This window comes from Hyphomonas sp., from assembly GCF_965284475.1.
In the GTDB taxonomy this organism is placed as follows: Bacteria; Pseudomonadota; Alphaproteobacteria; order Caulobacterales; family Hyphomonadaceae; genus Hyphomonas.
The window spans coordinates 3,374,277-3,398,589 of sequence record NZ_OZ260087.1 but is presented as its reverse complement, the minus strand read 5'-3'; the positions used below and the strand labels follow the sequence as shown (position 1 = coordinate 3,398,589).

Sequence of the window (24,313 nt, the reverse complement as noted above, 5' to 3'; positions counted from 1 at the left end):
CAACCATGTCGATCCTCCTTCTCGAAAAGCGCGGCCCCATTGCAGTAATGACGCTGAACCGGCCGGACATGATGAATGCGCTTGGCCAGGAGGGCGATGGCCCGGCAGTCGCGCAGGTCTGCGCAGAAGTGGTGGCCGACAAGTCGATCCGGTGTGCGATCCTGACAGGCTCCGGCCGTGCCTTCTCGGCAGGCGGGGACGTGAAGGCGATGAAGGAACGGACCGGTGCGTTTGGCGGCAAGCCGTATGACGTGCGCAGTGGCTATCGCGACAATATCCACGTCATCGTGCGGTCGCTCTACAATCTTGAAGTGCCACTGATTTCCGCGATCAACGGCCCGGCCATTGGCCTCGGTTGCGACGTGGCCTGCATGGCAGATATCCGGCTCGCAGCCGACCATGCCAAGCTGGGCGTTACGTTTCTCAAACTGGGACTCATTCCGGGCGATGGCGGAGCCTGGCTGTTGCCACGCCTGATAGGCGCGTCGCGAGCAGCGCAGTTGCTGTTCACCGGCGATGTGATTGACGCCGCAACCGCCAAGGAATGGGGTCTCGTGTCCGAGATATATCCGGTAGACCAGTTGATGGATGAGGCAATGAAACTGGCAGAGCGCATTTCAGGACAGCCGCCGCAGGCATTGCGCCTCGCCAAGACGCTGATGCGTCAGGCCAATACGGCCTCATATGACACGATCATGGAAATGTCGGCCGCTGCACAGGCCCTGATGCACGAGACCGAAGACCATATGGAAGGCGTAAACGCGATACTGGAGAAGCGCAAACCCGAGTTCAAGGGCCGCTAGATTTCGCCGCGTACGTCCTTGATGACGCCGGAAAAGTCGAGGCCGCCAAAGCCTTTTTCATCCAGCTTGCCATAGATCGCCTCGGCCATTTCGCCGAGGCGAATCTCGGCACCTGACGCTTTTGCCGCCTCAGCAGCGAGATGCAGGTCCTTCAGCATCATCGCGACAGCGAAACCGGGCTGGTAGTCGCGATTGGCCGGGGATGCGGGCACCGGGCCGGGGGCAGGGCAATAGGACGTCATCGACCAGCATTGTCCTGATGCTGTCGACGAGATGTCGAAGAAGGTCTGCGCGTCGAGGCCGAGCTTTTCGGCGAGGTTGAACGCCTCGGACGTTGCGATCATGGAAATGCCGAGCAGCATGTTGTTGGCAATCTTGGCGGCCTGTCCGTTGCCACTGCCACCGGCATGGAAGACGTTCTTTCCCATGATTTCAAGCAGGGGCCTGGCGCGCGCGAAACCGTCTTCCAGTCCGCCGCACATGAAGGTGAGCGTGCCAGCCTCGGCACCTGCGGTGCCGCCTGAGACGGGTGCGTCGACCATCGTGAAGCCTGCCGCTTCAGCCTGCCTCGACGCTTCACGTGCGTCTTCAACGGATACGGTGGAGCAGTCGAGGAAAAGCGTACCCTTGGGCGCATTCGCGGCGACGCCATCGGGCCCAAAATAGACACTGAGGACGTGCTTGCCGGCGGGGAGCATGGACACCACGACTTCGGCATCGCTCACCGTTTCAGCCACGCTTGCCGCGCCTTTAGCGCCCGAGGATTCAGCTTTGGCGATGGCATCCTTGTTGAGATCGAAGGCGCGGACCTGATGGCCTGCTTTCGCGAGATTGGCGCACATGCCGGCGCCCATGTTTCCGAGACCGATGAAGGCGATGCGTGTCATGCGTGGCTCCTAGCGATCCTTGAATTCAGGTGTGCGCTTTTCGGTGAAGGCCGTCATGCCTTCTTTCTGGTCTTTTGTTCCGAACAGACCCTGGAACAGGCGGCGCTCGAAACGGACACCCTCAGTGGTCGGCAGTTCCAGCGCGCGGCCGACCATTTCCTTAGCAGCCATGAGGGATGGCAGGGAGTAAGACGCGATTTCGTTGGCAGCCTTCATGGCCTCGTCCATCAATGAATCATGCGGCACGACGCGGGAGATGAGCCCGATGCGATCGGCCTCAGCCGCGTCAATCATGCGGCCGGTGAGGACCATGTCCATGGCCTTGGCCTTGCCGACGGCCTTGGTGAGGCGGATGGAGCCTCCCATGCCGGGGGTGACGCCAAGCTTGATTTCAGGCTGGCCGAACTTCGCCTTGTCTGAAGCGATGATCAGGTCGCACATCATGGCGAGCTCGCAGCCTCCGCCGAGGGCGAACCCGTTGACCGCCGCAATGATCGGTTTGCGTGATGCGGCAAACCGGTCCCAACCGGCGAAATAGTCCTGCATATACATGTCGGAGAAGCCCTGCGGCTGCATCTCCTTGATGTCGGCGCCAGCGGCGAAGGCGCGGCCCTCGCCTGTCAGCACCGTGACGGCGACGTCCGGGTGCCTGTCGAGCTCGGCAAACAGGGCAGCGATCTCGGCCATGGTCTCGGCATTGAGGGCGTTGAGGCTGTCGGGCCTGTTCAGCGTGACGAGGGCGACGCGGCCGGTATGTTCGAAAGTGATCGTGTTGAAGTTCGCCATGTTGCTTAACCCATTGTCGGAATGATGAAGGCCTGGTCGCCGATCTCGTCGCCTTCGGGCCAGCGCTGGGTGACCGTCTTGATCTTTGTCCAGAACCGGACACCTTCAGGCCCGTGCTGGTTTGTGTCACCAAACGCGGACCGCTTCCACCCTCCGAACGTGTGATACGACACCGGAACAGGGATCGGAACGTTAACGCCGACCATGCCGACATTGACCTGCGCGGCAAACTCGCGCGCGGCCCGGCCATTGGAGGTGAAGATGGCGCAGCCATTGCCATATTGGTGATCGGAGGCGAGCGAGGCTGCCTGTTCCAGAGTTTCCGCACGTACGACCTGCAGGACAGGGCCGAAGATCTCTTCCTTGTAGGACTGCATGTGCGGTTTCACATTGTCGAACAGGGACGGGCCGATGAAGAAGCCATTCTCGTGGCCCTGCAGCGTGTGGCCGCGGCCATCCATCAACAGGTCTGCCCCCTCGTCGACACCCATCTGGATGTAGGACTCGACCTTGGCCTTGTGGGCGGCTGAGACGACGGGGCCGTAATGGGCGTCGGCGTCGGTCGAGATGCCGACCTTGAGGGTGCGGGCGGCGTCGAGCATGCGCTCAACGAACTCATCACCGGTCTTCTTGCCGACTGTGACGGCGACGGGCAGGGCCATGCAGCGCTCGCCCGCAGAGCCATAGGCAGCTCCCACAATATCCTTCACCGCCTGCTCCATGTTGCAGTCCGGCATGATGATGCCGTGGTTCTTCGCGCCGCCCATGGCCTGGACGCGTTTGCCGTGGCTGGTGCCTAGGCTGTAGACGTATTGGGCAATGTCGGAGGAACCGACGAAGCTGACCGCCTTGATGTCAGGATGGGTTAGGATCGCATCGACCGAGACCTTGTCGCCATGCACACAGTTGAGAACCCCGGCAGGCGCGCCAGCTTCCAGCATCAGCTCGGCGAGGCGAAGCGGGACAGAAGGATCTTTCTCGGACGGCTTCAGGATGAACGTGTTACCGCAAGCAATCGCCACAGCCGACATCCAGCAGGGGATCATGGCGGGGAAGTTGAACGGCGTGATGCCAGCGACGACGCCGAGAGGCTGGCGCATGGAATAGACATCGATGCCGGGCCCAGCGCCTTCGGTATATTCGCCCTTTTGCAGATGGGGGATGCCGCAGGCAAATTCGACCACGTCAATGCCGCGCTGAACGTCACCTTTTGAGTCCGCCACGACCTTGCCATGCTCGGACGAGAGCAGTTCAGCAAGTTCGTTGATGTTTGCCTCCAGCAGGCGCTTGAACTCGAACATGACGCGGGCGCGGCGCTGGGGATTAGTCGTGGACCAGCCGAGGAAGGCGGCCTTGGCGCTATCGACGGCCGCGCCGAGTTCTGCCTCGGTTGCAAGCTGGACCCGCGACTGAACCTCACCCGTGTTCGGATTGTAGATATCGCCGAAGCGGCCGGATTTGCCGACGACCTGCTGGCCATTGATGAAGTGATGCACGTCGCGCATGGGCAGGTATCCCTTTGATTGCCATTTAGAGCCAGCTTAAGACCAGTGTTTCTTCTGGTAAATGAAGATAAATGCAGCTTATACCTGTGTTTTTGCAGGCGAGCGACATGAACTGGGATGACCTGAAGCTGTTCCTGGTGGTGAGCCGCCAGCAGAAGCTGGATCTGGCAGGCGCTGTCCTGCATCAGGACCCGACGACGCTCAGCCGGCGATTGCGCCGGCTGGAAGCTGACATTGGCCAGACGCTGTTTGAGCGAACCCGCAGAGGGCATGTGCTCACACCTGAAGGTGAGGCGCTGGCAGAGCGCGCCGAAGCGATAGAAGCGATCACGCTCGGCATTGGGGATACGGGCGAAGGTGGGCGATCACTCGTCGGGAAGGTCAGACTGGGCGCAACAGAAGGGTTCGGCACGGCCTTCATCGCCCCCATTCTGGCGCAGTTCGTGAAGGAATGGCCGGGGATCGAAATCGACCTGATCGCACTGTCAGGCCTGGTCAGCGTGCCGAAACGCGAAGCCGACATGTCTGTGCTGCTGACCCGGCCCAAGGCGGGCCGGATGAAGGTGCGCAAACTGACGGATTATTCGCTCAGGCTTTATGCCAGCCGTGACTATCTTGCGGCGAGGGGGCCGATCGATACGGTCGATGTCCTGAGCGACCACAGGCTGATCGGTTATGTGGACGATCTTATCTATTCGCCCCAGCTGCGTTACTTCGACGAAGTTCTGCCGGGACTGCACCCGGGATTGTCCAGCCCGAGTATCATTGCCCAGCTTGAGATGACCCGCGCCGGTTCAGGGCTTTGCATCCTGCCGAAATTCATCGCGAACAGGCACGCCGATCTTGTGCCGATCCTGACGGACGCCATCGAGGTGAACCGGTCCTTCTGGCTGGCCGTGCATGAGGATCTCGCCGATCTGGCACGGATCAAGGTCCTGTCGGAATATGTCGTTCAGAAGGTCAGAGCGCGGCAGGATGAATTCTGATCCAGCCCAGCGCCAAGAGCGATCAGGCAACGACAGACGAATCATACATGGCCTGAATGTCGGATTCGGCGATTCCGAGTGACGCCAGGACCTCCTTCGTATGCTGGCCCATACGGGGAGACGGTCCTTTGGGGCCGTCATCGGCACCGGGAAACCGGACGGGTGAGGCCGGGGCAGGGTACGTTGAGCCGTCGCCCTTGGCACTCGGGGTCTGCACGATAGCGCCAGACGCAAAGGCCTGCGGATCCTGCGCAACTTCGCCGAGCGTCTGGACCGGCGCCCAGGCGATGGAGTTGGCGTCGAGGCGCGCGGATATTTCCTCGCGGGTATATTTGGCGAAGCCTTCGTCGATGATCGCGACAACGTCTTCCATATTCTGGCGACGTCCCTTCGCCGTGACGTAACGCGGATCGTCTGCCAGGTCCTCGCGGTCGATGACCTTGCACATGGGCACCCAATCGACGTCGCCCTGACGGGCCACGATACATATCCAGTGATCGTCGGCCGTCTTGTAGAAATTGGACAATGGGACGATCTGCTCGGTACGGCCCTTGGTCGACGCGATGCGTCCGAAGAAAAGCTGGATCGCGAAATCCGAACCCATGGCGTAGAGGCCGGTCCGAAACAGGGACGCTTCGACCAGGCGGCCTTTGCCGGTCCGCTGGGCTTCCACCAACGCGGCGCAGATTCCGGCTGCAGCAGACATTGACGTGGTGTGATCGCCAAAAGCGGTGCGCAGGGCGAATGGATCCTGGCCTTTCGGGATGGTCAGGCGGGCCACCCCTGTCCTGCTCCAGAAGCTGGCAATGTCGAAGCCGGGCCGGTCTGCATCAGGCCCTTCGAGGCCGTAGCCCGTGAGGGAGCAATAGACGAGTTTCGGGTTGAGGCTGCGGAGGCTGTCATGATCCATGCCCGAGCGCTTCAGGCCGCCGGGCCGGACATTGGTGAGAAAGACGTCAGCTTCAGCGGCCAGTTTGCGGACAATTTCCTGCCCTTCCGGCGTGGTCGTATCGACGACGATTGATTTCTTGCCGCGATTGTCAAAGTCAAAGACCGGGTTGTCCTGGTAATCGGTACCTATCGAGCGGAAGAAATTGCGAATCGGATCACCGCCAGGTGGCTCGACTTTGATCACCTCGGCGCCCCAGTCTGCGAGAATACACCCTGCACCCGGCGCGGCCATATAGGTGGCATACTCAACGACTTTAAGACCTTCCAGCATGCCTTCAACCTCTTCTCAGACCATCCATTTTCTTGTGAACAAGGTTGGACTCTGCAGGTGTAAAAGGGAAGGGGGAGTCAGCGTCCATTCCGGACCTGACGTCGGGACACCGGACCGAAGTGCCCTACTTTTGAAGGCCTAGAAACTGAAATTCGGGAGCTTGTCGATGGCTGCCTTGAGCGCTTCGCCCCAGCCAGAGGAGATGGTTCGAAAATACGGATCATCCGACGGTATCCGACGCTGTATGCCGGTTTCGAATGAACCTGAACGGTAGGCGTGCATGTCCAGGGGCATTCCAACCGCGAGATTGGCCTTGAGCGTTGAGTCAAAGGACACATAAAGCAGCTTGATCGCATCCTCAAAGCTCATGGCCGGGTCAAAGGCGCGCAGGATGATCGGCCGGCCGTATTTGGTTTCGCCCGCCTGAAAGAAGGGGGTTTCGTCGCTCGCTTCAATGAAATTGCCCTCGGGGTAAATCAGGAATAGGCGCGGCTCCATGCCCCTGATCTGCCCGCCGACAATCATCGTCGCGCCAAACGTGCTTTCTGCCGTTTGGCCCTCTTCAGCCTGCGAGTGGATGACTTCTTTCAGCGTGTCACCCACCAACCGGGCGACCTGGAACAAAGTTGGCGCAGCCAGAAGTGTCTGTTTGCGTTCCGCCGGGACCACAGATCGCTCATCGAGCAGGCTGATGACAGCCTGAGTCGTCGCCAGGTTGCCGGCCGTCATGATCGTTATGACGCGGTCACCTTCGACCGACCATGTGAACATCTTGCGGAATGTGGAGATATTGTCGACGCCCGCATTGGTGCGGGTGTCCGACATGAATAGCAGGCCTTTATCAAGACGTAGCGCGACGCAGTAGGTCATGCGGTTTCCATAAAATCCCTAATTGAGCCGACCAGCGTTACTGCTGGACCTGCAGGGATACAAGCAGGGATTCTTTACTATCACCGAAGACGATGCCGGAGATCGGCGCAGCCTCGTCATAGTCGAGTCCTGTCGCGATTCTGACGTATCGCTCGTCGGGCGAGATGACGTTCGAAACGTCGAAACCAACCCAGCCGAGATCTGGAACATGTGCTTCCGCCCAGGCGTGGCTCGCTTCCTGAAACACGCGATCATCCATCATCAGGTAGCCGCTCACATAGCGGGCCGGATAGTTGAGGAGGCGTGCGGCGCTCACGAACGCATGGGCGTGATCCTGGCAGACACCGTGTCCTGCGCGAAGGGCTTCTTCGGCTGTTGTGCCCGAATCGGTTCGGTCGGTTTCATAAACGATGGCCTCCCGGATCGAGGCCGAAAGTTCGTGGAGGCGAGCGATGGGGTCGGGATTTTCCTTCAGGTCACTGGCGAGTTTCCGTATCAGCTTGCCCGGTCGGGTGAGGGCGGTCTGACGCCGGAAATACCAGAGTGGTGTGTAGCCACCATGAGGGCCGGTGACGCCTGCTGTCGCGATCGTATCGATGTCACCTGAGCACGTGATCGCGATTTCGGTCTGGCCGGGATTCAGACTGATCAGGTGGACCCTGTTACCATGCTGATCGTCGAAAGCACACTCCGTGCGGCCACCTTCAATCTTGATATCCCAGTTGTCTATAGTCTGGCATTGACCCGATTTGGGTGTCAGGCGGATTTGCTGCAGCGCATAGGGAACCGGCTGGTCGTAGGAATAGTGCGTCTTGTGGTTGATGTGCAGTCGCATGGTTATTCGTAGAACCTGTAGTCGGTTTCTATTTGCGCGGCGAGGGCGGCATTGGCTCGCAGGAATTCTCGGATGAATTCATGGAGGCCGAAATCGATGATGTCATCAATTGTCCGTCCTGTCAGGCTCGCCTCCAGGCCTGCCACAAGATCATGACACGTCCTGCGATCACCATATTCGCTTTCGAGCGCAGCAAGGTGGCCAACCAGTTCATCATAGCAATAGGCAAGCGAGCGCGGCATGCGCGCGTCAAGGATCAGGAATTCCGCAATTGCTTTGGGATTGGCGTTGCCGGGGTAGAGCCAATGGAATGACTTGTCTGCTGATGCAGAGCGCAGGATCATTTCCCACTGAACATTATCCAGCGACGAGCCGACGGACGCTCCCGTGGGCAGAAGCACATAATACTTCACATCAAGAATGCGGGCCGTGTTGTCTGCCCGCTCTATGAGAGATCCGATGCGCGAAAAACTGAAAATATCGTTGCGCAGCATCGTGCCCTGGAGCGCCCCGCGCACCAAAGCGCTCAGTTGACGGACGGCTGTCAGGACCTTGGGGAGTTCTGCTTGCGATACCGGCCTCTTCAGCATTTCCTTGAGCTGCATCCAGCCGTCATTGACGGCTTCCCAGACTTCACGGGTCAGAGCAGTTCGTGTTGCCCGCGCATTGTCCCGTGCCGCGCGCATGACGGAATAGACACTCAAAGGATTGGTCTTGTCGCGCAAAAGGAAGTCGACTGCCGAATTGGGAGAAATCGTGTCGTGACGGGCGTAATAGGCATCAAGGCAGCCAACGGTGGTGAGGACGGACGCCCATTCATCTTCGCCAGCCGCCGCGCGGGTCAATGCCATGCGAAAGCCTGCCTCGACGAGACGTGCGGTGTTTTCGCTGCGTTCAAGGTATCTGGACAACCAGAGCAACCCGCCTGCGGTCTTGCCTAGCATGGGATCATTCCTCCAGCACCCAGGTATCCTTGGTGCCGCCACCCTGGCTGGAATTCACGACCAGTGAACCTGCCTTCATCGCAACGCGGGTCAGGCCGCCCGGTGTGATGTCGATGCTGTCGGGCGAAACCAGCACATAGGGTCTCAAGTCGACATGCCGCGGAGCCAGCCCGTCGCGGGCGAGGACGGGGACAGTTGAAAGCGCGAGTGTGGGCTGGGCAATGTAGTTCGAAGGATTGGCCTCCAGCTTGGCCCGGAATGCTGCCAGTTCACGCTTGCTCGCAGCAGGACCCACCAGCATGCCATAACCGCCGGAGCCGTGAACTTCCTTGACGACGAGTTCGGCCAGATTTTCCAGGACATATTTCAGGGAGTCAGCTTCGGCGCATCTGTACGTCGGCACGTTTTTCAGGATCGCGGTCTGGCCGGTATAAAACTCTACAATGTCTGGCATGTATGAGTAGATGGCCTTGTCGTCAGCGATGCCTGTGCCCGGCGCATTCGCCAGAGTGATTCCCCCAGAACGGTAGACATCCATGATTCCCGGAACACCAAGAAGCGAGTCCCGGTTGAAGTTTAGCGGGTCAATGTATTCGTCATCTATGCGGCGATAGAGAACGTCAACTGGCTGAAAGCCCTGCGTCGTGCGCATGGCGATGCGTCCATCCACGACCCGTAAGTCATGCCCTTCGACAAGCTCGGCACCCATCTGGTCTGCCAGGAAGGCGTGCTCAAAATATGCCGAATTGTGGAGGCCGGGAGTGAGAACGGCAACCGTCGGACTGCCTGTGCAGCGATTTGGTGCGCATTTGCCGAGGGACCTGCGCAGGAGCGACGGATAGTTGCTGATCGGCTGGACTTTTATCTGCGAGAAGAGTTCAGGGAACATCTTCAGCATCGTCTCCCGGTTTTCCAGCATGTAGGAAACCCCGGACGGCGTTCTGGCATTGTCTTCAAGAACGAAGAATTCATTTGCCCCCGTTCGCACAAGATCCGTACCGACGATGTGAGTGTAGACGCCTCCTGGCGGCGTGACGCCAATCATCTCGGGCAGAAAGGCCTCATTCTGCGCGATGAGGTGTTCCGGGATACGTCCGGCGCGAATGATTTCCTGACGATGGTAGATGTCGTGTAGAAAGGCATTGATTGCACGAACACGCTGTTCGATGCCTCTCACGAGAAGCCGCCATTCCTTGCCATCAATGATCCGGGGGACCAAGTCGAACGGAATCAGTCTCTCGTCGGCATCCTTCTGGCCATAGACATTGAAGGTGATGCCTGTTCGGCGAAAGAATATCTCTGCCTCGCGGGACTTCTTGCGAAGGTCGCTCAACTTCACGGTTTCCAGCCATTCGCAATAGTCGGCATAGGGCGGTCGCGCCGTACCGTCTGCGCGCTTCATCTCGTCAAAAAAGGTTGGCTGATCGCCCATGACTTTGACGTCGCACGAAATTTCGCAGACATGCAAGGGGGCGCGCACTGTCGCGTCGCGCCGCCAAGCCCGTGCGCAAGTTTTCAGCGGAGGCACAAAATCCCGCCTGAAGAATCGCCAATGTAGCCGTCAGGTAGAGGCTTTTCGGCGAATATCTTGTCTTTCAAGGACTGTTAAACGGGTCGGTTCACTATCGGAATGCGTTGCCCGGATTCAGGCCCAGCGCCTTGAAAATCATTGCGGCTGGACAAAACCCGGTAAAGGCGGCCTGCACCATGTTCAGGCCCGCAAAGGCGGTCAGTAGGAACCACCATGGTGACAGGAAGTAGCCGAGCCCGAGCCCGATGAGGACGACGATACCTGCAAAGGCGAATACTGCGCGGTCGATGTTCATGGTGTTGATCCTTTTCGTGATGGTTGCGTGGTTTCAGGCAAGGGAGATCGCGGACGATATCCAGCGATTTAGCGCGGGCCCTGTCTGGGCACCGGACTGGTGGGCCACTTGCCGGCCGCCCCGATAAGCGATCAGGGTAGGCACCCCCCTGATCCCGAGGCTGGCGGCGCTCGCCTGGTTCTCATCCGAGTTCAGCCTGAACAGGCGGACCCGGTCGACGAATGAAGTGGCGGCGGCATCATAGGCAGGCGCCATCATGCGGCACGGTCCGCACCAGGGCGCCCATACATCAATGATGAAAGTTCCCTCGTCACGCGCCTGAAGGCGCGAGAGTTTTGCGTCATCAATGTCGACCGGGTGAGGTGTTGCGAGCGAGGCCGAACACTTTCCACATTTCCCAGCGGAAAGGGCCCGACCGCTTGGCGCGCGATTGAGTGCCCCACACTTATGGCACATGATGGTTTCGGTCGGGCTCACAATGGTCGGCATATCGGTGGTTCTCAATCCTTTATCTTGTGGGTCTTCAACAGAGCCAGAGCCGCATTCTCGTAAAAGGTTTCGGCATGCCCGGTTCGAACCTTGCGCAGAAAGTACTTTTCAAAGGCGACCTTGGCCGTGTGCACCCATCCACCGGATACCGACCAATTGACATTGCGTGGAGGAATTTGGGGCTGAGCGATAAACGCGACACCCCCATCGCCGAAATCGGCGATACAGATCGCATTCCATGTCGCTTCGTGTGTCGGCGGCTCACCCTTGCGCAATGCGGCAATGTTTTCCGCGACGGCATTCACCATTGATTCGATCATGAAGCCTGTTTTCGGTACACCCACGGGTACCGGTGTTTTTCCGACCGGAGGAATGGCTATGCACACGCCGAGCCCGAAAATCTCAGGATAGGTCGGGTTGCGCTGATGCTTGTCAGTGAGAATGAAGCCCTTGGGGTTCCCAAGGCCTTCAATGTCACGAACGGCTGCGACGCCGCGAAAAGCCGGCAGCATCATTGAGAACTTCATAGGGAGATCATGCTCGGTCTTGATTGAACCGTCCTCGTTCAGTTCCTCGACCAGCATGCGGGTCGCCTCGACCTTCTTCACCCGGGCATTCGTGATCCACTTGATGTGGCGCTCGCGCATTTCACTCTCAAGGAGGCCTTTCGTGTCGCCAACTCCATCAAGACCAAGATGCCCGATATAAGGTTCTGAGGTAACAAAGGTCATTGGAACACGGTCGCGAATCTTGCGCTTGCGCAGTTCGGTTTCGATGATCATCGCCGTTTCGTAGGCGGGTCCAAAACATGAGGCCCCCTGGACCGCACCAACGATGACAGGCCCTGGTTCATCGCACAGCGCCTCGAAGGCGGCATATCCCGCCTGTGCATGATCTATGTGGCAAACCGATTGGGTGAAGCCTGTTGGTCCCAGGCCTTCAATTTCATCGAAGGCAAGTTCCGGACCGGTGGCGATGACCAGGTAATCATAGGGGACGGAGGTTCCGTCTTCCATCAGCACGGCCTTTCCTTTCGGATCGACCTTTTTCGCGGCACCGACGATGAGTTCCACCCGGCGTTTTTTCATGGGCTTCGCGAGATCGACCAGAATGTCTTCGCGCTCTCGCCATCCGACGAGGATCCAGGGGTTGGAGGGGACGAACTGATAAAAGTCATTCTCGTTGATGACGATGACGTCGTCCTGCCGGGGGATCGTCTTGCGGATATTGTAGGCGGCGATCACGCCACCCAGCCCCGCCCCAAGAATTACCACGCGTGCCATTGACCTCTCCTTTGCTTTTCCGCAAATGTCATATAATTAAGCATTCACTTAAATACGCAATTATACGGATAGAGGCCAGATTGCGATGACACTATCTTTTCGTCTGTTGTCCAGTTTGGGCCGAACGATTTTTGGAAGAGGGGCGACCATGACCGATGCGCAAAACATTGCACCATCCGCCATTTTTGAAGACCTGAAAGCGGGACGCGTCTTGCTTGTTGACGTTAGGGAGCCTGCGGAGTTTGCCAACCAGCGTATCCATGGCGCGGTGCTGATGCCGCTTTCGACCTTCGAGCCAAAGGCTTTGCCGACTGATGGCTCGCGCCGGATCATATTCCAATGCGGATCGGGCAAACGATCCCGCAATGCACTCGACACTTATCTGGCTGCCACGGGAGCGGACGCGGCACATATGGCGGGTGGCATTGCTGCATGGAAAGAGCAGGGGCTGCCATGCGCACAGATTGATCCAGCAACTGGCCGGGTAGTTGATAATGGGCATTACTAGTCTGATTGCAGCCTTTGGGATGTCTGCCGCCAGCATGGTCTTTGCTGTCGAGGCATCGGCACAGGTCATGACAGTCGAAGAGTCCGTGATCGTCGATTTCCGACCCGTCGTCGCGAGAGTCGAGGCGGGCGATACCGCAACAGCCCGGTCGCGGCTGCAGGGCGTTATCACAAGGCTGCTGGTTGATGAAGGCGATGTGGTGAAAGCGGGCGACCTGGTGGCGCTTGTCACAGATGCAACGCTCGATCCGCAACTTGCAGCGCTGGATTCACGGATCGCCGGCATGGGATCCCAGATCAAGCAGAATCAGGACGACATCGCACGGGCTGAAGCACTGGAAAAGCAAGGATTCTATCCGAAGGCGCGATTGGAATCTGAACGTACGACACTCGACGTCATGCAGCGGAGCCTCACCTCGGCAGAAGCGGAGCGGCGAGCCCTCGCAGCGAGAAAAGCGGAGGGGCGCATTCTTGCTCCAGCAGATGCAAAAGTGACTTCGGTCAAGGTCGTTGCCGGTTCAGTCATTTCCCCCGGCGAAGTCATCGCCAGCTTCGCGACCCTTGACGGCGTCGTCAGGCTTTCTCTTCCTGAGCGTCATGCGTCTGAAATGGCCGAAGGGGAGACGGTCGCGTTGCGTCTTCCTGCTCGCGGCGGTGAAGTGCGCACGGCCACGATCATGAAGGTGTATCCTGAGCTGAGGGATGGTGCCGTGGTGGCGGATGCGGTCGTCCAGGGTGGTTTGGAAGCCCTGGTGGGAGAGCGGGTAGACGTGCTCGCGCCTGTCGGTGAGCGCCGGGCGATGCTTGTGCCGGCTGAATTCGTGTCGACGCGTTATGGCGTGGATTTCATTCGCGTGAAGGTGGGAGACCGCTTCGTGGATGCGCCGGTTGCCCTGTCAGCGCCCCTGCCGAACGATGCCGGTCAATATGAGGTCCTGTCCGGATTGAAGAGTGGCGATCAGATCGAAAAGCCGGAGTAGGGACGATGAAACCCGATCTCTCAGGTGCAATCACCCGGGCGACAATCCGTTCGCCGCTGACTCCGCTATTCCTGTTGACTGCGCTTGCAGTCGGACTGATCGCGCTGATGACAATTCCGCGCGAAGAGGAACCGCAGATTTCGGTTCCGATGGTCGACATGATTATCGAAGCGCCCGGCCTGCGGGCGCCAGATGTCGTGGAGCAAGTGACGGAACCACTTGAGGAAATCATCAAGGCGATACCGGACGTTGAACATGTCTACTCGCAAAGCCGCGATGATGGCGCGCTGGTCACTGCGCGGTTCGATGTCGGCACGGACGCCGACGACGCCATACTCCGCGTCCACGAAAAGATCAGGGCGAACCTTGACCGGATACCCACAGGTGTGCCGATGCCGCTGGTGGTTGGCCGGGGCATCAATGACGTACCGATCGTGACGCTGACGCTTTCGCCGGAACCATGGACCGGCAACGTCTGGAATGACACGTCCCTTCGGATGCTAGCTGAAGAACTCCAGAAGGAGTTGATCAAGGTCGATGATGTCGGCCTGACCAGCGTCGTTGGTGGCCGGCCGCTCGAGATGCGGGTGGAGCCTGATATTCACGCCATGGCTGCCTATGGCGTGCCATTGCAGACCCTGGTGGAGACGGTGAGCCAGGCCGCCAATGTCAAACCGGTTGGCACCGCGCGCCGGGAAGGAGAATCCCTGATTGTGCAGGCCGGTGACCGGATCAATGCGCTTAGCGAGCTTGAGCGCCTTGAGCTGCGCGGCGGTGACGGCCGAACGGTCTATCTTTCAGATGTCGCAACCATACGCGTCACAGGCGCCGAAACGGAATCCCGGGTCTGGACGCTTGATCGCAAGGAGGACGGGTTCGTTGCCATTCCAGCCGTGACCGTTTCGCTGGCAAAACGCCCCGGCGCCAATGCCGTGAAAGTGGCAGAGGCCATTCTTGCGCGCGCTGAAAGCCTGCAGGGCGACCTCGTTCCGGAGGGTGTGCGACTTGAAGTCACGCGAAATTACGGCGAAACCGCCAATCATAAGGCCAATGAGCTTCTCTACCATTTGGGTCTGGCAACCGTATCGATCGTCATCCTTATCGCCTTCGCGATCGGCTGGCGTGAAGCTCTGGTTACGCTGATCGTTATTCCAACAACAATTCTTCTGACGCTCTTTGCCTCCATGATGATGGGGTACACGATCAATCGCGTCAGCCTTTTTGCGCTAATCTTCTCGATTGGCATTCTGGTTGATGACGCCATCGTCATGATCGAAAATATTGCGCGTCATTGGGCGATGAATGATGGGCGCACCCGGGTCGAGGCGGCCATCAATGCGGTCTCCGAAGTCGGCAACCCAACTGTGATCGCGACTTTGACCGTCATTGCCGCACTCTTGCCGATGATGTTCGTGTCGGGATTGATGGGGCCCTACATGGCGCCAATCCCGGCCAATGCGTCGGCTGCAATGCTGTTTTCATTCTTCGTCGCAGTCGCCATCGCGCCCTGGTTGCTGATGCGCATCGCAGGTGGTGTGAAAGCAACAGAGCATGCAGCGGGTCATGACGAGGGCGAAACACGGCTCAGCCGGTTCTATCGGCGTGTCGCTGCTCCTGTTGTGGCTTCCAGGCGAAACGCGTGGATCTTCCTTGGCGTCGTCGGAGTCGCAACGCTGTTGTCCGTCAGTCTGTTCGCCACCAAAGCCGTTACGGTCAAATTGCTGCCATTCGACAACAAGTCGGAGATCCAGGTCGTTCTCGACCTTCCGGAAGGCTCTTCCGTCGAAGACACCGAGCGCACACTTTTCGCAATCGCTGACCTGATCCGCGATGTACCGGAAGTCCAAACGATTCAGGCCTATGCAGGCACCGCCGCGCCTTTCAATTTCAACGGACTGGTTCGTCACTATTTTCTCAGGAATGCACCGGAGCTTGGTGACCTGCAGGTCAACCTGTCTGAAAAGTCCCATCGCAAGCGCGCCAGCCATGCGATAGCCCTCGATATTCGCAGCCGGATACAAGGCTTGGCGCTGCCCATTGGCGCGAGTGCCAAGGTGGTTGAAGTTCCGCCTGGTCCACCCGTCATTGCGACGTTAATGGCAGAAATCTACGGACCTGATCCGGAAACACGCCGGCAAACAGCGGGTATTGTGCGGCAGCTTTTCGAGGAGGCAGACTTTATCGTCGATGTCGACGATTCCATCGGCGACCCGCAGCCAAGGATGATGATCGCGATCAACGAACCGCAAGCCGCCGACTATGGCGTGATGCAGCAGGACATTCTCGATACGATCGCGCTTACCTTTGCAGGTCAGACTGCTGGAGTGAGCCCGCGTGGCGAGGGGCGCAATCCGCTCGACATCCGAGTTCGGCTACCAAAATCCGAACGCATCTGGTCACAGGAAACTGCAGCGATCCCGGTGCCGCGCCGACTGGCAGGGGCAGGCGCCTCACCCATCGAACTGGGCGCACTCGTCAATGTGTCCGAAGAGCAGGGCTCTCCGATCGTGTTCCGCCGAGATGGCCATTTCACGGACATGGTGATGGGTGAACTGGCTGGCCGGTTTGAGGCGCCGATCTATGGGATGTTCGACATCCAAGACCGGATAGACGTCTTTGATTGGGAGGCGGCGGGTCTGATCAAACCAGCCATCCGAATGTATGGGCAGCCAGAAGACGAGACGCGGCCGACCCTGTTGTGGGATGGCGAATGGGAGATCACTTATGTGACTTTCCGCGACATGGGGCTGGCATTTGGCGTGGCCCTTGTCGGGATTTACATCCTCGTCGTGGCACAATTCGGAACGTTCCGCATCCCGCTCATCATTCTGACGCCGGTCCCGCTGACCCTGATCGGTATAATGCTCGGGCACTGGATCTTTGGTGCAGCGTTTACCGCGACATCCATGATCGGCTTCATCGCATTGGCTGGCATTATTGTCCGCAATTCGATCCTGCTGGTGGATTTTGTGCGTCACCGGCAAGACGCCGATACCCCCCTCAAGCAAGTGCTGCTGGATGCTGGCGCGATTCGGTTCAAGCCGATCGTTCTGACCGCGCTTGCCGCCATGATTGGCGCCTCCGTCATCCTGACCGACCCTATTTTCCAGGGGCTGGCGATCTCGCTTCTGTTCGGTCTGGCTTCGTCGACAGCGCTCACCGTGCTGGTTATCCCAGCGATCTATGTGGCGCTGAGGGGGCCAGATTGGAAACCGGCTGGTGTGCCCCTATCTGTTGATGACGATTTTGCGCCCATGAAGGAAGCCCAGACGTGATGTCACGCACGAAACCGACGACTCCCGAAGCATTCAACCTGATGTCGGAGAGGGTGACCGAAGCCACCGGAATCCTCAAAGCAATGGCCAGCGACACGCGATTGAAAGTGCTTTGCGCGCTCAATAACAGCGAAATGCCGGTCAATCAGCTGGCCGAACTCACGAACCAGTCGTCGTCAGCGGTATCGCAACATCTCGCGAAGCTGCGGGCTGCCGGGCTGGTTGAATCGCGACGGGATGCCCAGACGATCTATTATCGTTGTAGTGGTGGCATTGGCAGCGTGCTCGTGAACACGCTTTGCGATTTCTATAAGTAGTCTGCAGTTCAAGTGGCGAGCAATTGTGCGCTGAGGCGGTCGCGAAGTTCGCGTTTAAGAAACTTGCCGCTGGCATTCCGCGGAAGAGCGTCTTCCAAAAACCACACGTAGCGCGGCGCTTTGTGCTTTGCCATTATCGCCTCGCAATGGTCGCGAAGCGCTTGCTCTGTGAGGGCTTCGCCAGGCTGCAGAACGACCGCGATTCCGACTTCTTCGCCGAGACGCTGATCGGGCACACCGAACGCGCAACATTCCGCTACAGCTTCGTGCCGGTAAACGGTTGCTTCGACTTCGGCACAGTAGATATTCTCTCCGCCACGCAGGACCATGTCCTTTTTGCGATCGACGATGAATATGAATCCATCCTCATCAATGCGGGCAATGTCGCCCGTATGAAGCCAGCCATCGGTGATTGACTCAGCGGTGGCCTCGGGGCGGTTGATATAGCCCTTGATCACTGAAGATCCCTTGATCCACAATTCGCCAATCTGTCCGGGTGGGACCGAGTTGCCTTCGTCATCGACACACTTGGCTTCAAAGTTTGGCATGGCGGGACCGGCGCTATCTGGCTTGTCCACGAAGAAATCCGCTGCGATCGATGTGATGATTCCGCAGGTCTCGGTCATGCCGTAGCCTGTGCTTGGTCGGGCAGTGGCCACTTGCGACTCGATCTTTGCCACCAGGTCCGGAGGCACTTGGGCACCACCACCTGACAGCGAGGTCAGGCTCGAGGTGTCGGTGGAGACAAAGTCGGGATGGCTAATCAGTTCGCGCGCCATGACCGGGACACCGCTCATCGACGTCACCCGCTCCCTGGCGACCAACCGTAGCGCCTCTCCTGCATCCCAGCGGTACATTAGTACCAGCGCCCCGCCTGCGGCCGTCGTTGCATAGGCTCCACAATTGTTTGCGGTCACGTGGAATAGTGGCGTAGTGATCAAAGTTGTCGGGACGGGAGGTGTTTCGGGTGGCTCCACGCCTGTCGCCTTTTGTGTGGCAAGCGCTGACGAGGCAGCCGCGTACATCAGGTTGAACAGGTTGGAAACGCAGCCTCGGTGCGTAAGTTGCGCTCCCTTGGGGTTTCCAGTGGTGCCTGACGTGTAGAAAATACAAGCATCGGATTCTGGATCGACCGATACATCGGGCATGAGGCCGCCATGAGCGATGACTTCAGACCAGGGCGTCACCTCAATTGGGGCGTCGGGGATGCGAATGCCCACCATCTTCAGTGTTTTAGTCAGATCCGGGCGCTCCCGCAGTCGGCCAAGGCGCTCAGCATCCAGAAACGCGACTTTGGGTTCGGAGTCTGCAATTGCATACGCCATTTCTTCGGTCGTCCACCACGCATTCATGCCAACCACTGCGATCCCGGAAGATACACATGCCCAGTAGATCAGCATCCACTCAGGATAGTTGCGCATTGCGATTGCGACGCGATCCCCCGGTTTAACGCCTTGAGCGAAAAGCCAGGCCGCAACGGCGTTCACTTGTTTGTGGGACTCGCCGTAGGTCAGGCGTTCTTCACCATAGATCAGATAGGGGCGTTCGGAAAACTGAATCGTAGATAGCCAGACATCGCGCACATTGAGCGGCGCATTCTTGTAAAATCGAACTCGGGTACCGAGAACGTCTGTTTCGCCAATCTCGAACGCACCACCTGCGCCGGTAAGCTCATCACGTGCCTTTAGGAGTTCTTTGTAATGCATGGCTCTCTCGTTCTCCCTGAAGCGCTATTTTTGAGAATACACATACAGACGGAAGGGGGGGCGACAAGCTTTCCGCGACGTCGCCTCGCCACACAAATTGGTGCATTCCTGTACTGAATCGAACGCCTGCCTGTCTCCAAGCATAACGGCATCGGCGCTGAAATTAGGGTGCCACCTTACCAATTGCGTGAACGTGGAATGCGTTTTTTCCTTAGGTTTGGGCTGATTTGTTCTCCGGTTCAGGCATAAGCAGAATGAACGCGAGCGCGACCGCAAAGCCAATTGAGCACACCAGGAAGCAGTCGCGGAATGCCAGCACCATGGCTTCGCGGCGAACCGCGTCAGCAATGGGACCAAATGCACTCATATGGGCCTGCTGAAACGGTTCCCCATTTGCGATTGCAGCCCACATATTCTGTTGGTGCTGATAGAGCAGTTCCGGATTGCTTTCTGTCATAGCTGACGAAAGATGTTCGCCATGAAACACATTTCGCCTCTGCAGCAGGATGGCCAGCAAAGATACGCCAAACGCTCCGCCAACCTGCATCAGGAACGAGGCTGCCCCGGCAGCGCTGGCAAGCAAGCTTGCAGGTACGCCGCGGATGGCTGTGGTGTTGGCTGGTGGCATACAGAAGCTTATGCCGATGCGGCTGAGGATGATCCAGGCAACAAGTGTCCAGTACGGCGTAGCAGAGGCGACACCGGCCATCAGATACATCGACAAGCCAAAGCACGTGACGCCGAATGCAAGTAGAAGCCGAGCGTCAAACCGGTCGCTCAGGCGCCCGGCAACCGGAAAACCTACGACCATGGCAAGGCCGGCGGGGATCATCATTACACCAGCGGCAGTCGGTGAATAATGCTGCACAATCTGAACAAAAATTGGGATGAGATATGTTGAGCCGTAGATGGCTGTCCCGGTGAAAGCGATAACCACACCGGCGGACGCAAATTGCCAGTGTTTGAACACGTTGAGATTGAGGGCAGGGAATGGATGACGTTGTTCCCACCAGAAGAACAATGCCCCGGCCAAAAGAGATATGGCCAACCTGAAAAGCGCTTTGTCGGAGTACCAGCCATCACGGTCTCCATTTGCAATGGTTGATAGCAACCCGACAACAGCGACAGCAATCAAAAGAAGCCCTACCCAGTCAAGTGGCGGCGCTTTCGTGCCGCGAATGCTGTCGCGCTCCGGCATCAGTAAGGCGGCAAGCGGCAAGGCAAGCAATGCGATTGGCACGGTGGCGATGAACACCAGGCGCCAGCTGGATAAATCCACGGCAATTCCGCCTAGTGCAGGTCCGAAAGCAGGTGCGAGCACGACGCCGATAGAGAATATGCCAATCGCACTTCCGCGCATCTTGTCCTGGAATGTCTGGAAGATCAGAAACATGGACATGGGCTGGAGCAATCCGGCGGCGACCCCTTGCATGGCGCGCGAGACAATCAATAGTTCAAATGTGGAGCTAACCGCTCCAAGTACGGATCCACTGATGAACAATGTCAGAGCCACCAGGTAGGTTGCGCGGGCGCCAAAGGCGCTCATTGCCCAGGCGTTAGCGAGCATGGCAACCGTCGATGCGGCAAGAAATGCCGTGGACATCCACTGGGCCTTGTCCTGCCCGAGACCGAATGCGCCAATTATAGACGGCAAGGCTACATTGATTGTCGTTGCTGCGAGCATGGTCGATAGGGATCCGCAGAGCAGGCTGAACAAAAGCAGCCAGCGATATGACCGCCCGAACCTGAGGAAGCGTTCCCGCACGGCCGCTCCAGCGGTATCGGGTATATCGAGTGCGTGGGAGTGATGCAGGTGGCTATGCGCCTTGCCAGCGAGCAGACCTTTTCCCGACGGGGTCACTTCTTCGCCTTGCGTCGCTCGATTGACACGCGCACCATTGATCCGGGACGAAGGTAAGTGTCTCCTGAATCCAGTTCGATCCGTACGGGGATGCGCTGCGTTATCTTTGTAAAGACGCCGGTCGCATTTGGATTGGGCATCAGCGCAGCTTCGGCGACGGTCAGATCACGAATGACTGCGACGCGGCCTGTCACGCTTGCGTCAGGAGCGCTGTCGACTTTTATCTTGGCCGCTGCTCCTACTTCTACATGGCGCACCTGTGTTTCCTTGATGTTGGCCGACACCCAAACCTTGTTGGGATCGTGCAGCAAGGCGACCCGAAATCCGGACAGGGTGCGTTCTCCTGCATCAAAGAAAATCTCATCCACAATGCCGTCAATTGGACTGCGGATCTGGTGCTTTTGGATAATGACCTTTTGGCCTTCGGTCTGAGCTCTGGCACGCTGCAGGGCGGCTTGCAGTATATTCAGGTCATGTTCGACGAGTGAAGCATCGCTTCTGGAGATTACAGCTTCACGGGCTTTGGCCGACGATGACGACAGTCGCGCTTCGGCGCCGCGTAGATCCTGTTGTGCCGCTTGCAGCTTGTTCAGGGCCTGATCCCAGACGTTTTGTGTCACCAGTCCCGTTTCTCTGAGTCGCAGCTCTCGGTCATAGTCTCGTTGGGCGGCAGTCAGATCAGCTTTGGCTGCCTCCACAGCAGCCTGCGCAGATAGCACATCCGCCCTGCTGGCATCAATTTGAGTTCCGGAGCGCGACCCAACGAGGCCAAGACGCGTTCGCTCGCGCTGGATTTGCGCGGCAAGACCATCTTCTTCGGCGAGGAATTCCGTCAGCAGGTGCCGGGCCTCCCGGTCGTCAATCTGAAAGAGAAGGTCTCCGGTTCGGACCCTGTCACCGGAAGCGACATAGGCGGCGGTTATGTTGCCCGAAACGTCAGCGGATACAGAAAGGATGTCGGCTGCAATGCGCGCATCAGACGTGGAAACGAAGTGAGAGCGGTCAATCAGCCAAGCACCTGCCAGCCCTAGAACAAGCAACAGTGACAGGGTCGCAAAAACCGAACGTGGGGACGTAAGGCGGTCGCGCCAGTCATGGTACATCGCCGGCTTGACCTTATCCTCTCGGCTGATCGTTTTCTGGTCCATATCTCCTCCCATGCGATGCCGGAATTTTATGTCATTCTTCGTAAAACACGCGTGGCAAGACAATTTGCCGCCCGTGTTTCACAAAAGGCAAGATTGACGTTGGGGCGGCTTTCCCGGCGACGATCGACGGAACGCATTGAGCAACGGCCAGAAAGAACGGGGCTTCTGGGCCGTGGGGGCAACTCGTGCGTTTTCGTGTTCCGCGGAGGTGATGGCGCTGGAGATTGGTGCGCATTCCGCATTCTGGTTGACGCTGAAATGGTCCTAATCCCAGATTAGCCGCAGCGTCCGCTCCACGTGTTGCTTAAGTGGCTTTGGAATTCCCAATGCCTCAGCCCTAGACCTCCAATTGGAAAAGACCTCAACTGTCCGTTCGAGAACGGCCTTTTCGCGTCCGCGTGGCAGGCTCACATACTGTGCAAGCGCTTTCAGGTCTTCGCGCGTAAAGCCCGTCGTCTTTCCGTTCAGGCTCAACTGGTGGTTCCGGGTAAAATCGCTCCCCTCAGAATGGCAGAGGTCATAGGCAGGGGCGATATCCCATTTGCCTTGACGGTCCATGGTGAAGGCAAAGTTCTTCACATGATCGTCCTGATTGCAGCCAACCAGATTGAACACAATACGCCGGAACTGTTCTTCGAGCGCAGCTTGCGGCATGCCTAGTTGGCGCATGGTCATGATCAGCTGTTCGTAGGAGTAGGCTCCGCTCTCATAATAGTCGAAATGCTGCAGCGCCGCGAAGGTCTGGATGAACGTCTTGCGGCCTGCCTCATCCCGGTCGAAGCGCCGCGTCATGAAGTGGTTGCGGCCATTCTCGCTGAGCAGGCGGCTCTCCATCATGTCGATGCCGCACTCCCTGGCCATCAGGTAGTAGCTGTATTCCAGGAGACCGTAACCGGAGGGGTCGGCGACCCCCCAGTCGCCGCTGAAGGCGACGCCGTCAAACTTGATCAGCCAGTGATCGAACCCGGTTGGCAGATCAAGCTGGCCGGACCGTACCTGTTTGGTGTCTGGGTTGAACGCGATCACGGCCTTTGCGCGCGCCCCGCCAGCAGACGTGCCAACGCTCAATATGTCGAGAAGAGCTTTTTCTTCCTTGCCGGATGCAAACCGGGTGTCGAGGGCCTGCTTATCGGCAAAGGCCATCGCGGCAAGCTCGATCAATTGCTGAATCTCGATCTGCTTGTCCTGGGCTGTATCGGCGCCTGTGGAGGGTTCGAATTCGAGGGCACCCATGCCGCGCCGGCCGGTATAGCAGAGGCGGTCGACCGCGTTGAATGTTTCGGGCTGGCGGCCTGTCTGGGTGAGCCAGACATTGATCAGCCGGTTTCCATATTTGTCAGGAAGACTGTCGGCCAATAGACCGGGAAGCCCATGGAAGGCGCGGGGATGAAGTTCCGGAAACTGGTAGATGCGACGAGCACGAACAGGCATTTTCAATGGTGCAACTTCGATCCCGAACGCGGCAAAGTCCGGATCGTATTCGAAGCGAGCAAAGCGCTCGGAATAGTCCATGGAGACATAGCCAACCGGCGTGCCCCAGAGGTGGACGGTCGCCGCGCTCATTCAGATTCATCACCCCATACAATCCCCGAGGCAGGCTTGCGGCGCTTACGGCGCGAGGCAGCGCGCACCTCGGCCATGGGCGAGGCATGGTTCTCCGGCAGAAGCGCGTCGATCGCATAAGCAAGGCCAAGCGCTCTGAGGAGTTTGAGCCAGGTTTCCAGCTGGCTGTCCTGGCCGCCCTCGATCCGGCGGAGCGTCGCAACGCCTATGCCTGCCTCTGCGGCAAGTTCTTCCTGAGTATATCCCTGCTGCTTCCGGATTTGCGCAAGTCGTCTGCCGAGCTCGTCCAGCATCGCGGATTCAGGGGTAAGGTGATCAATTTTCATGATATTGAACGTGATATAAAATTGCCAAAAAGGTTTAAAACAGATCACAATTGATAGCAGATGGAGTGCTAACAGTCACCTAATTGCACACTCAAAAAGCGATCAAAAGTGATAGTTTATCGCCAAAATAACGCAATATATATCACTAGTAATATGTTTTGGGGATTGCTGGTCTGTCCCGGAAGGCGTGGTCC

The 24,313-nt window shown here is 58.3% G+C and carries 22 protein-coding genes; 6 read left to right on the top strand and 16 right to left on the bottom strand.

The window, feature by feature from the left end; genetic code table 11:
* Positions 1-5: 5 nt before the first annotated feature.
* Positions 6-803, top strand: coding sequence for a crotonase/enoyl-CoA hydratase family protein (locus ACQ66M_RS16485; RefSeq protein WP_350172368.1), 798 nt, complete (start codon positions 6-8; stop codon positions 801-803).
* Here the strand turns inward: ACQ66M_RS16485 and mmsB are convergent.
* Genes mmsB through ACQ66M_RS16470 form a run of 3 tightly spaced genes read right to left on the bottom strand, consistent with a single transcriptional unit; the run spans position 800 to position 3,981 of the window.
* Positions 800-1,690 carry a 3-hydroxyisobutyrate dehydrogenase gene (mmsB, locus tag ACQ66M_RS16480; RefSeq protein ID WP_430405073.1) on the bottom strand — a complete coding sequence of 297 codons (891 nt, stop codon included), beginning with the start codon at positions 1,688-1,690 and terminating at the stop codon, positions 800-802. The two genes, ACQ66M_RS16485 and mmsB, sit on opposite strands and share 4 nt — an antisense overlap.
* A 9-nt stretch (positions 1,691-1,699) precedes the next feature.
* A complete protein-coding gene (locus ACQ66M_RS16475) occupies positions 1,700-2,476 on the bottom strand; it encodes an enoyl-CoA hydratase-related protein (protein ID WP_350172364.1) in 777 nt (258 codons plus the stop codon).
* Between the two features lie 5 nt (positions 2,477-2,481).
* Positions 2,482-3,981, bottom strand: a complete 1,500-nt coding sequence (locus ACQ66M_RS16470) for a CoA-acylating methylmalonate-semialdehyde dehydrogenase (protein ID WP_350172362.1) — start codon at positions 3,979-3,981, stop codon at positions 2,482-2,484.
* Positions 3,982-4,088: 107 nt separating this feature from the next.
* Between ACQ66M_RS16470 and ACQ66M_RS16465 the strand changes: the two genes are divergently transcribed.
* Positions 4,089-4,967, top strand: a complete 879-nt coding sequence (locus ACQ66M_RS16465) for a LysR family transcriptional regulator (RefSeq protein WP_350172360.1) — start codon at positions 4,089-4,091, stop codon at positions 4,965-4,967.
* A gap of 22 nt (positions 4,968-4,989) precedes the next feature.
* On the opposite strand, the gene ACQ66M_RS16460 is transcribed toward ACQ66M_RS16465, so the two are convergent.
* The 8 genes from ACQ66M_RS16460 to ACQ66M_RS16425 form a co-directional block, all read right to left on the bottom strand.
* Positions 4,990-6,189, bottom strand: a complete 1,200-nt coding sequence (locus ACQ66M_RS16460; protein WP_430405071.1) for a CaiB/BaiF CoA transferase family protein — start codon at positions 6,187-6,189, stop codon at positions 4,990-4,992.
* A gap of 138 nt (positions 6,190-6,327) precedes the next feature.
* Entirely contained in the window at positions 6,328-7,059 is a 732-nt protein-coding gene (locus ACQ66M_RS16455) for a proteasome-type protease (protein WP_350172356.1), read from the bottom strand.
* A gap of 37 nt (positions 7,060-7,096) precedes the next feature.
* Positions 7,097-7,894, bottom strand: coding sequence for a transglutaminase family protein (locus ACQ66M_RS16450; RefSeq protein ID WP_350172354.1), 798 nt, complete (start codon positions 7,892-7,894; stop codon positions 7,097-7,099).
* A 2-nt stretch (positions 7,895-7,896) separates the two neighbouring features.
* Positions 7,897-8,838, bottom strand: a complete 942-nt coding sequence (locus ACQ66M_RS16445) for an alpha-E domain-containing protein (protein WP_350172352.1) — start codon at positions 8,836-8,838, stop codon at positions 7,897-7,899.
* A 4-nt stretch (positions 8,839-8,842) separates the two neighbouring features.
* Positions 8,843-10,270 (bottom strand): circularly permuted type 2 ATP-grasp protein, encoded by a 1,428-nt coding sequence (locus ACQ66M_RS16440; protein WP_350172350.1) that lies wholly within the window; start codon positions 10,268-10,270, stop codon positions 8,843-8,845.
* Between the two features lie 190 nt (positions 10,271-10,460).
* Positions 10,461-10,664, bottom strand: coding sequence for a YgaP family membrane protein (locus ACQ66M_RS16435; RefSeq protein ID WP_350172348.1), 204 nt, complete (start codon positions 10,662-10,664; stop codon positions 10,461-10,463).
* Between the two features lie 33 nt (positions 10,665-10,697).
* The gene (locus ACQ66M_RS16430) at positions 10,698-11,120 is read right to left on the bottom strand and encodes a thioredoxin family protein (RefSeq protein WP_350172589.1); all 423 of its coding nucleotides are present in this window, start codon (positions 11,118-11,120) and stop codon (positions 10,698-10,700) included.
* A 44-nt stretch (positions 11,121-11,164) separates the two neighbouring features.
* On the bottom strand, positions 11,165-12,436 hold the full coding sequence (locus ACQ66M_RS16425; RefSeq protein WP_430405069.1) for an NAD(P)/FAD-dependent oxidoreductase: 1,272 nt from the start codon (positions 12,434-12,436) through the stop codon (positions 11,165-11,167).
* Positions 12,437-12,521: 85 nt separating this feature from the next.
* Between ACQ66M_RS16425 and ACQ66M_RS16420 the strand changes: the two genes are divergently transcribed.
* The 4 genes from ACQ66M_RS16420 to ACQ66M_RS16405 are packed head-to-tail and all read left to right on the top strand — an operon-like array spanning position 12,522 to position 17,515.
* Positions 12,522-12,944, top strand: coding sequence for a rhodanese-like domain-containing protein (locus tag ACQ66M_RS16420; RefSeq protein WP_350172344.1), 423 nt, complete (start codon positions 12,522-12,524; stop codon positions 12,942-12,944).
* On the top strand, positions 12,931-13,923 hold the full coding sequence (locus ACQ66M_RS16415) for an efflux RND transporter periplasmic adaptor subunit (RefSeq protein WP_350172342.1): 993 nt from the start codon (positions 12,931-12,933) through the stop codon (positions 13,921-13,923). The genes ACQ66M_RS16420 and ACQ66M_RS16415 overlap by 14 nt, the downstream gene beginning before the upstream one ends.
* Positions 13,924-13,928: 5 nt before the next feature.
* Complete coding sequence (locus ACQ66M_RS16410; RefSeq protein WP_430405067.1) at positions 13,929-17,198, top strand: efflux RND transporter permease subunit; 3,270 nt, start codon at positions 13,929-13,931, stop codon at positions 17,196-17,198.
* A complete protein-coding gene (locus ACQ66M_RS16405) occupies positions 17,198-17,515 on the top strand; it encodes an ArsR/SmtB family transcription factor (RefSeq protein ID WP_350172338.1) in 318 nt (105 codons plus the stop codon). Before ACQ66M_RS16410 ends, ACQ66M_RS16405 begins: the two co-directional genes overlap by 1 nt.
* Positions 17,516-17,523: 8 nt before the next feature.
* Here the strand turns inward: ACQ66M_RS16405 and ACQ66M_RS16400 are convergent, their stop codons facing one another.
* From ACQ66M_RS16400 to ACQ66M_RS16380, 5 genes are all read right to left on the bottom strand, one after another.
* Positions 17,524-19,221 carry a class I adenylate-forming enzyme family protein gene (locus ACQ66M_RS16400; protein ID WP_430405066.1) on the bottom strand — a complete coding sequence of 566 codons (1,698 nt, stop codon included), beginning with the start codon at positions 19,219-19,221 and terminating at the stop codon, positions 17,524-17,526.
* Positions 19,222-19,432: 211 nt separating this feature from the next.
* Positions 19,433-20,986, bottom strand: coding sequence for a DHA2 family efflux MFS transporter permease subunit (locus ACQ66M_RS16395; RefSeq protein ID WP_430405065.1), 1,554 nt, complete (start codon positions 20,984-20,986; stop codon positions 19,433-19,435).
* Between the two features lie 92 nt (positions 20,987-21,078).
* On the bottom strand, positions 21,079-22,230 hold the full coding sequence (locus ACQ66M_RS16390; protein ID WP_350172332.1) for an HlyD family secretion protein: 1,152 nt from the start codon (positions 22,228-22,230) through the stop codon (positions 21,079-21,081).
* A 264-nt stretch (positions 22,231-22,494) separates the two neighbouring features.
* On the bottom strand, positions 22,495-23,793 hold the full coding sequence (locus ACQ66M_RS16385; protein WP_430405063.1) for a type II toxin-antitoxin system HipA family toxin: 1,299 nt from the start codon (positions 23,791-23,793) through the stop codon (positions 22,495-22,497).
* Positions 23,790-24,119, bottom strand: a complete 330-nt coding sequence (locus ACQ66M_RS16380; RefSeq protein WP_350172329.1) for a helix-turn-helix transcriptional regulator — start codon at positions 24,117-24,119, stop codon at positions 23,790-23,792. Before ACQ66M_RS16380 ends, ACQ66M_RS16385 begins: the two co-directional genes overlap by 4 nt.
* Positions 24,120-24,313 lie beyond the last annotated feature (194 nt).

Coding starts and splice junctions, on each gene's coding strand:
- ACQ66M_RS16485 (WP_350172368.1), top strand. CDS start 6: ATGTCGATCCTCCTTCTCGAAAAGCGCGGCCCCATTGCAGTAATGACG.
- mmsB (WP_430405073.1), bottom strand. CDS start 1,690: ATGACACGCATCGCCTTCATCGGTCTCGGAAACATGGGCGCCGGCATG.
- ACQ66M_RS16475 (WP_350172364.1), bottom strand. CDS start 2,476: ATGGCGAACTTCAACACGATCACTTTCGAACATACCGGCCGCGTCGCC.
- ACQ66M_RS16470 (WP_350172362.1), bottom strand. CDS start 3,981: ATGCGCGACGTGCATCACTTCATCAATGGCCAGCAGGTCGTCGGCAAA.
- ACQ66M_RS16465 (WP_350172360.1), top strand. CDS start 4,089: ATGAACTGGGATGACCTGAAGCTGTTCCTGGTGGTGAGCCGCCAGCAG.
- ACQ66M_RS16460 (WP_430405071.1), bottom strand. CDS start 6,189: ATGCTGGAAGGTCTTAAAGTCGTTGAGTATGCCACCTATATGGCCGCG.
- ACQ66M_RS16455 (WP_350172356.1), bottom strand. CDS start 7,059: ATGACCTACTGCGTCGCGCTACGTCTTGATAAAGGCCTGCTATTCATG.
- ACQ66M_RS16450 (WP_350172354.1), bottom strand. CDS start 7,894: ATGCGACTGCACATCAACCACAAGACGCACTATTCCTACGACCAGCCG.
- ACQ66M_RS16445 (WP_350172352.1), bottom strand. CDS start 8,838: ATGCTAGGCAAGACCGCAGGCGGGTTGCTCTGGTTGTCCAGATACCTT.
- ACQ66M_RS16440 (WP_350172350.1), bottom strand. CDS start 10,270: ATGGGCGATCAGCCAACCTTTTTTGACGAGATGAAGCGCGCAGACGGT.
- ACQ66M_RS16435 (WP_350172348.1), bottom strand. CDS start 10,664: ATGAACATCGACCGCGCAGTATTCGCCTTTGCAGGTATCGTCGTCCTC.
- ACQ66M_RS16430 (WP_350172589.1), bottom strand. CDS start 11,120: ATGTGCCATAAGTGTGGGGCACTCAATCGCGCGCCAAGCGGTCGGGCC.
- ACQ66M_RS16425 (WP_430405069.1), bottom strand. CDS start 12,436: ATGGCACGCGTGGTAATTCTTGGGGCGGGGCTGGGTGGCGTGATCGCC.
- ACQ66M_RS16420 (WP_350172344.1), top strand. CDS start 12,522: ATGACACTATCTTTTCGTCTGTTGTCCAGTTTGGGCCGAACGATTTTT.
- ACQ66M_RS16415 (WP_350172342.1), top strand. CDS start 12,931: ATGGGCATTACTAGTCTGATTGCAGCCTTTGGGATGTCTGCCGCCAGC.
- ACQ66M_RS16410 (WP_430405067.1), top strand. CDS start 13,929: ATGAAACCCGATCTCTCAGGTGCAATCACCCGGGCGACAATCCGTTCG.
- ACQ66M_RS16405 (WP_350172338.1), top strand. CDS start 17,198: ATGTCACGCACGAAACCGACGACTCCCGAAGCATTCAACCTGATGTCG.
- ACQ66M_RS16400 (WP_430405066.1), bottom strand. CDS start 19,221: ATGCATTACAAAGAACTCCTAAAGGCACGTGATGAGCTTACCGGCGCA.
- ACQ66M_RS16390 (WP_350172332.1), bottom strand. CDS start 22,230: ATGGACCAGAAAACGATCAGCCGAGAGGATAAGGTCAAGCCGGCGATG.
- ACQ66M_RS16385 (WP_430405063.1), bottom strand. CDS start 23,793: ATGAGCGCGGCGACCGTCCACCTCTGGGGCACGCCGGTTGGCTATGTC.
- ACQ66M_RS16380 (WP_350172329.1), bottom strand. CDS start 24,119: ATGAAAATTGATCACCTTACCCCTGAATCCGCGATGCTGGACGAGCTC.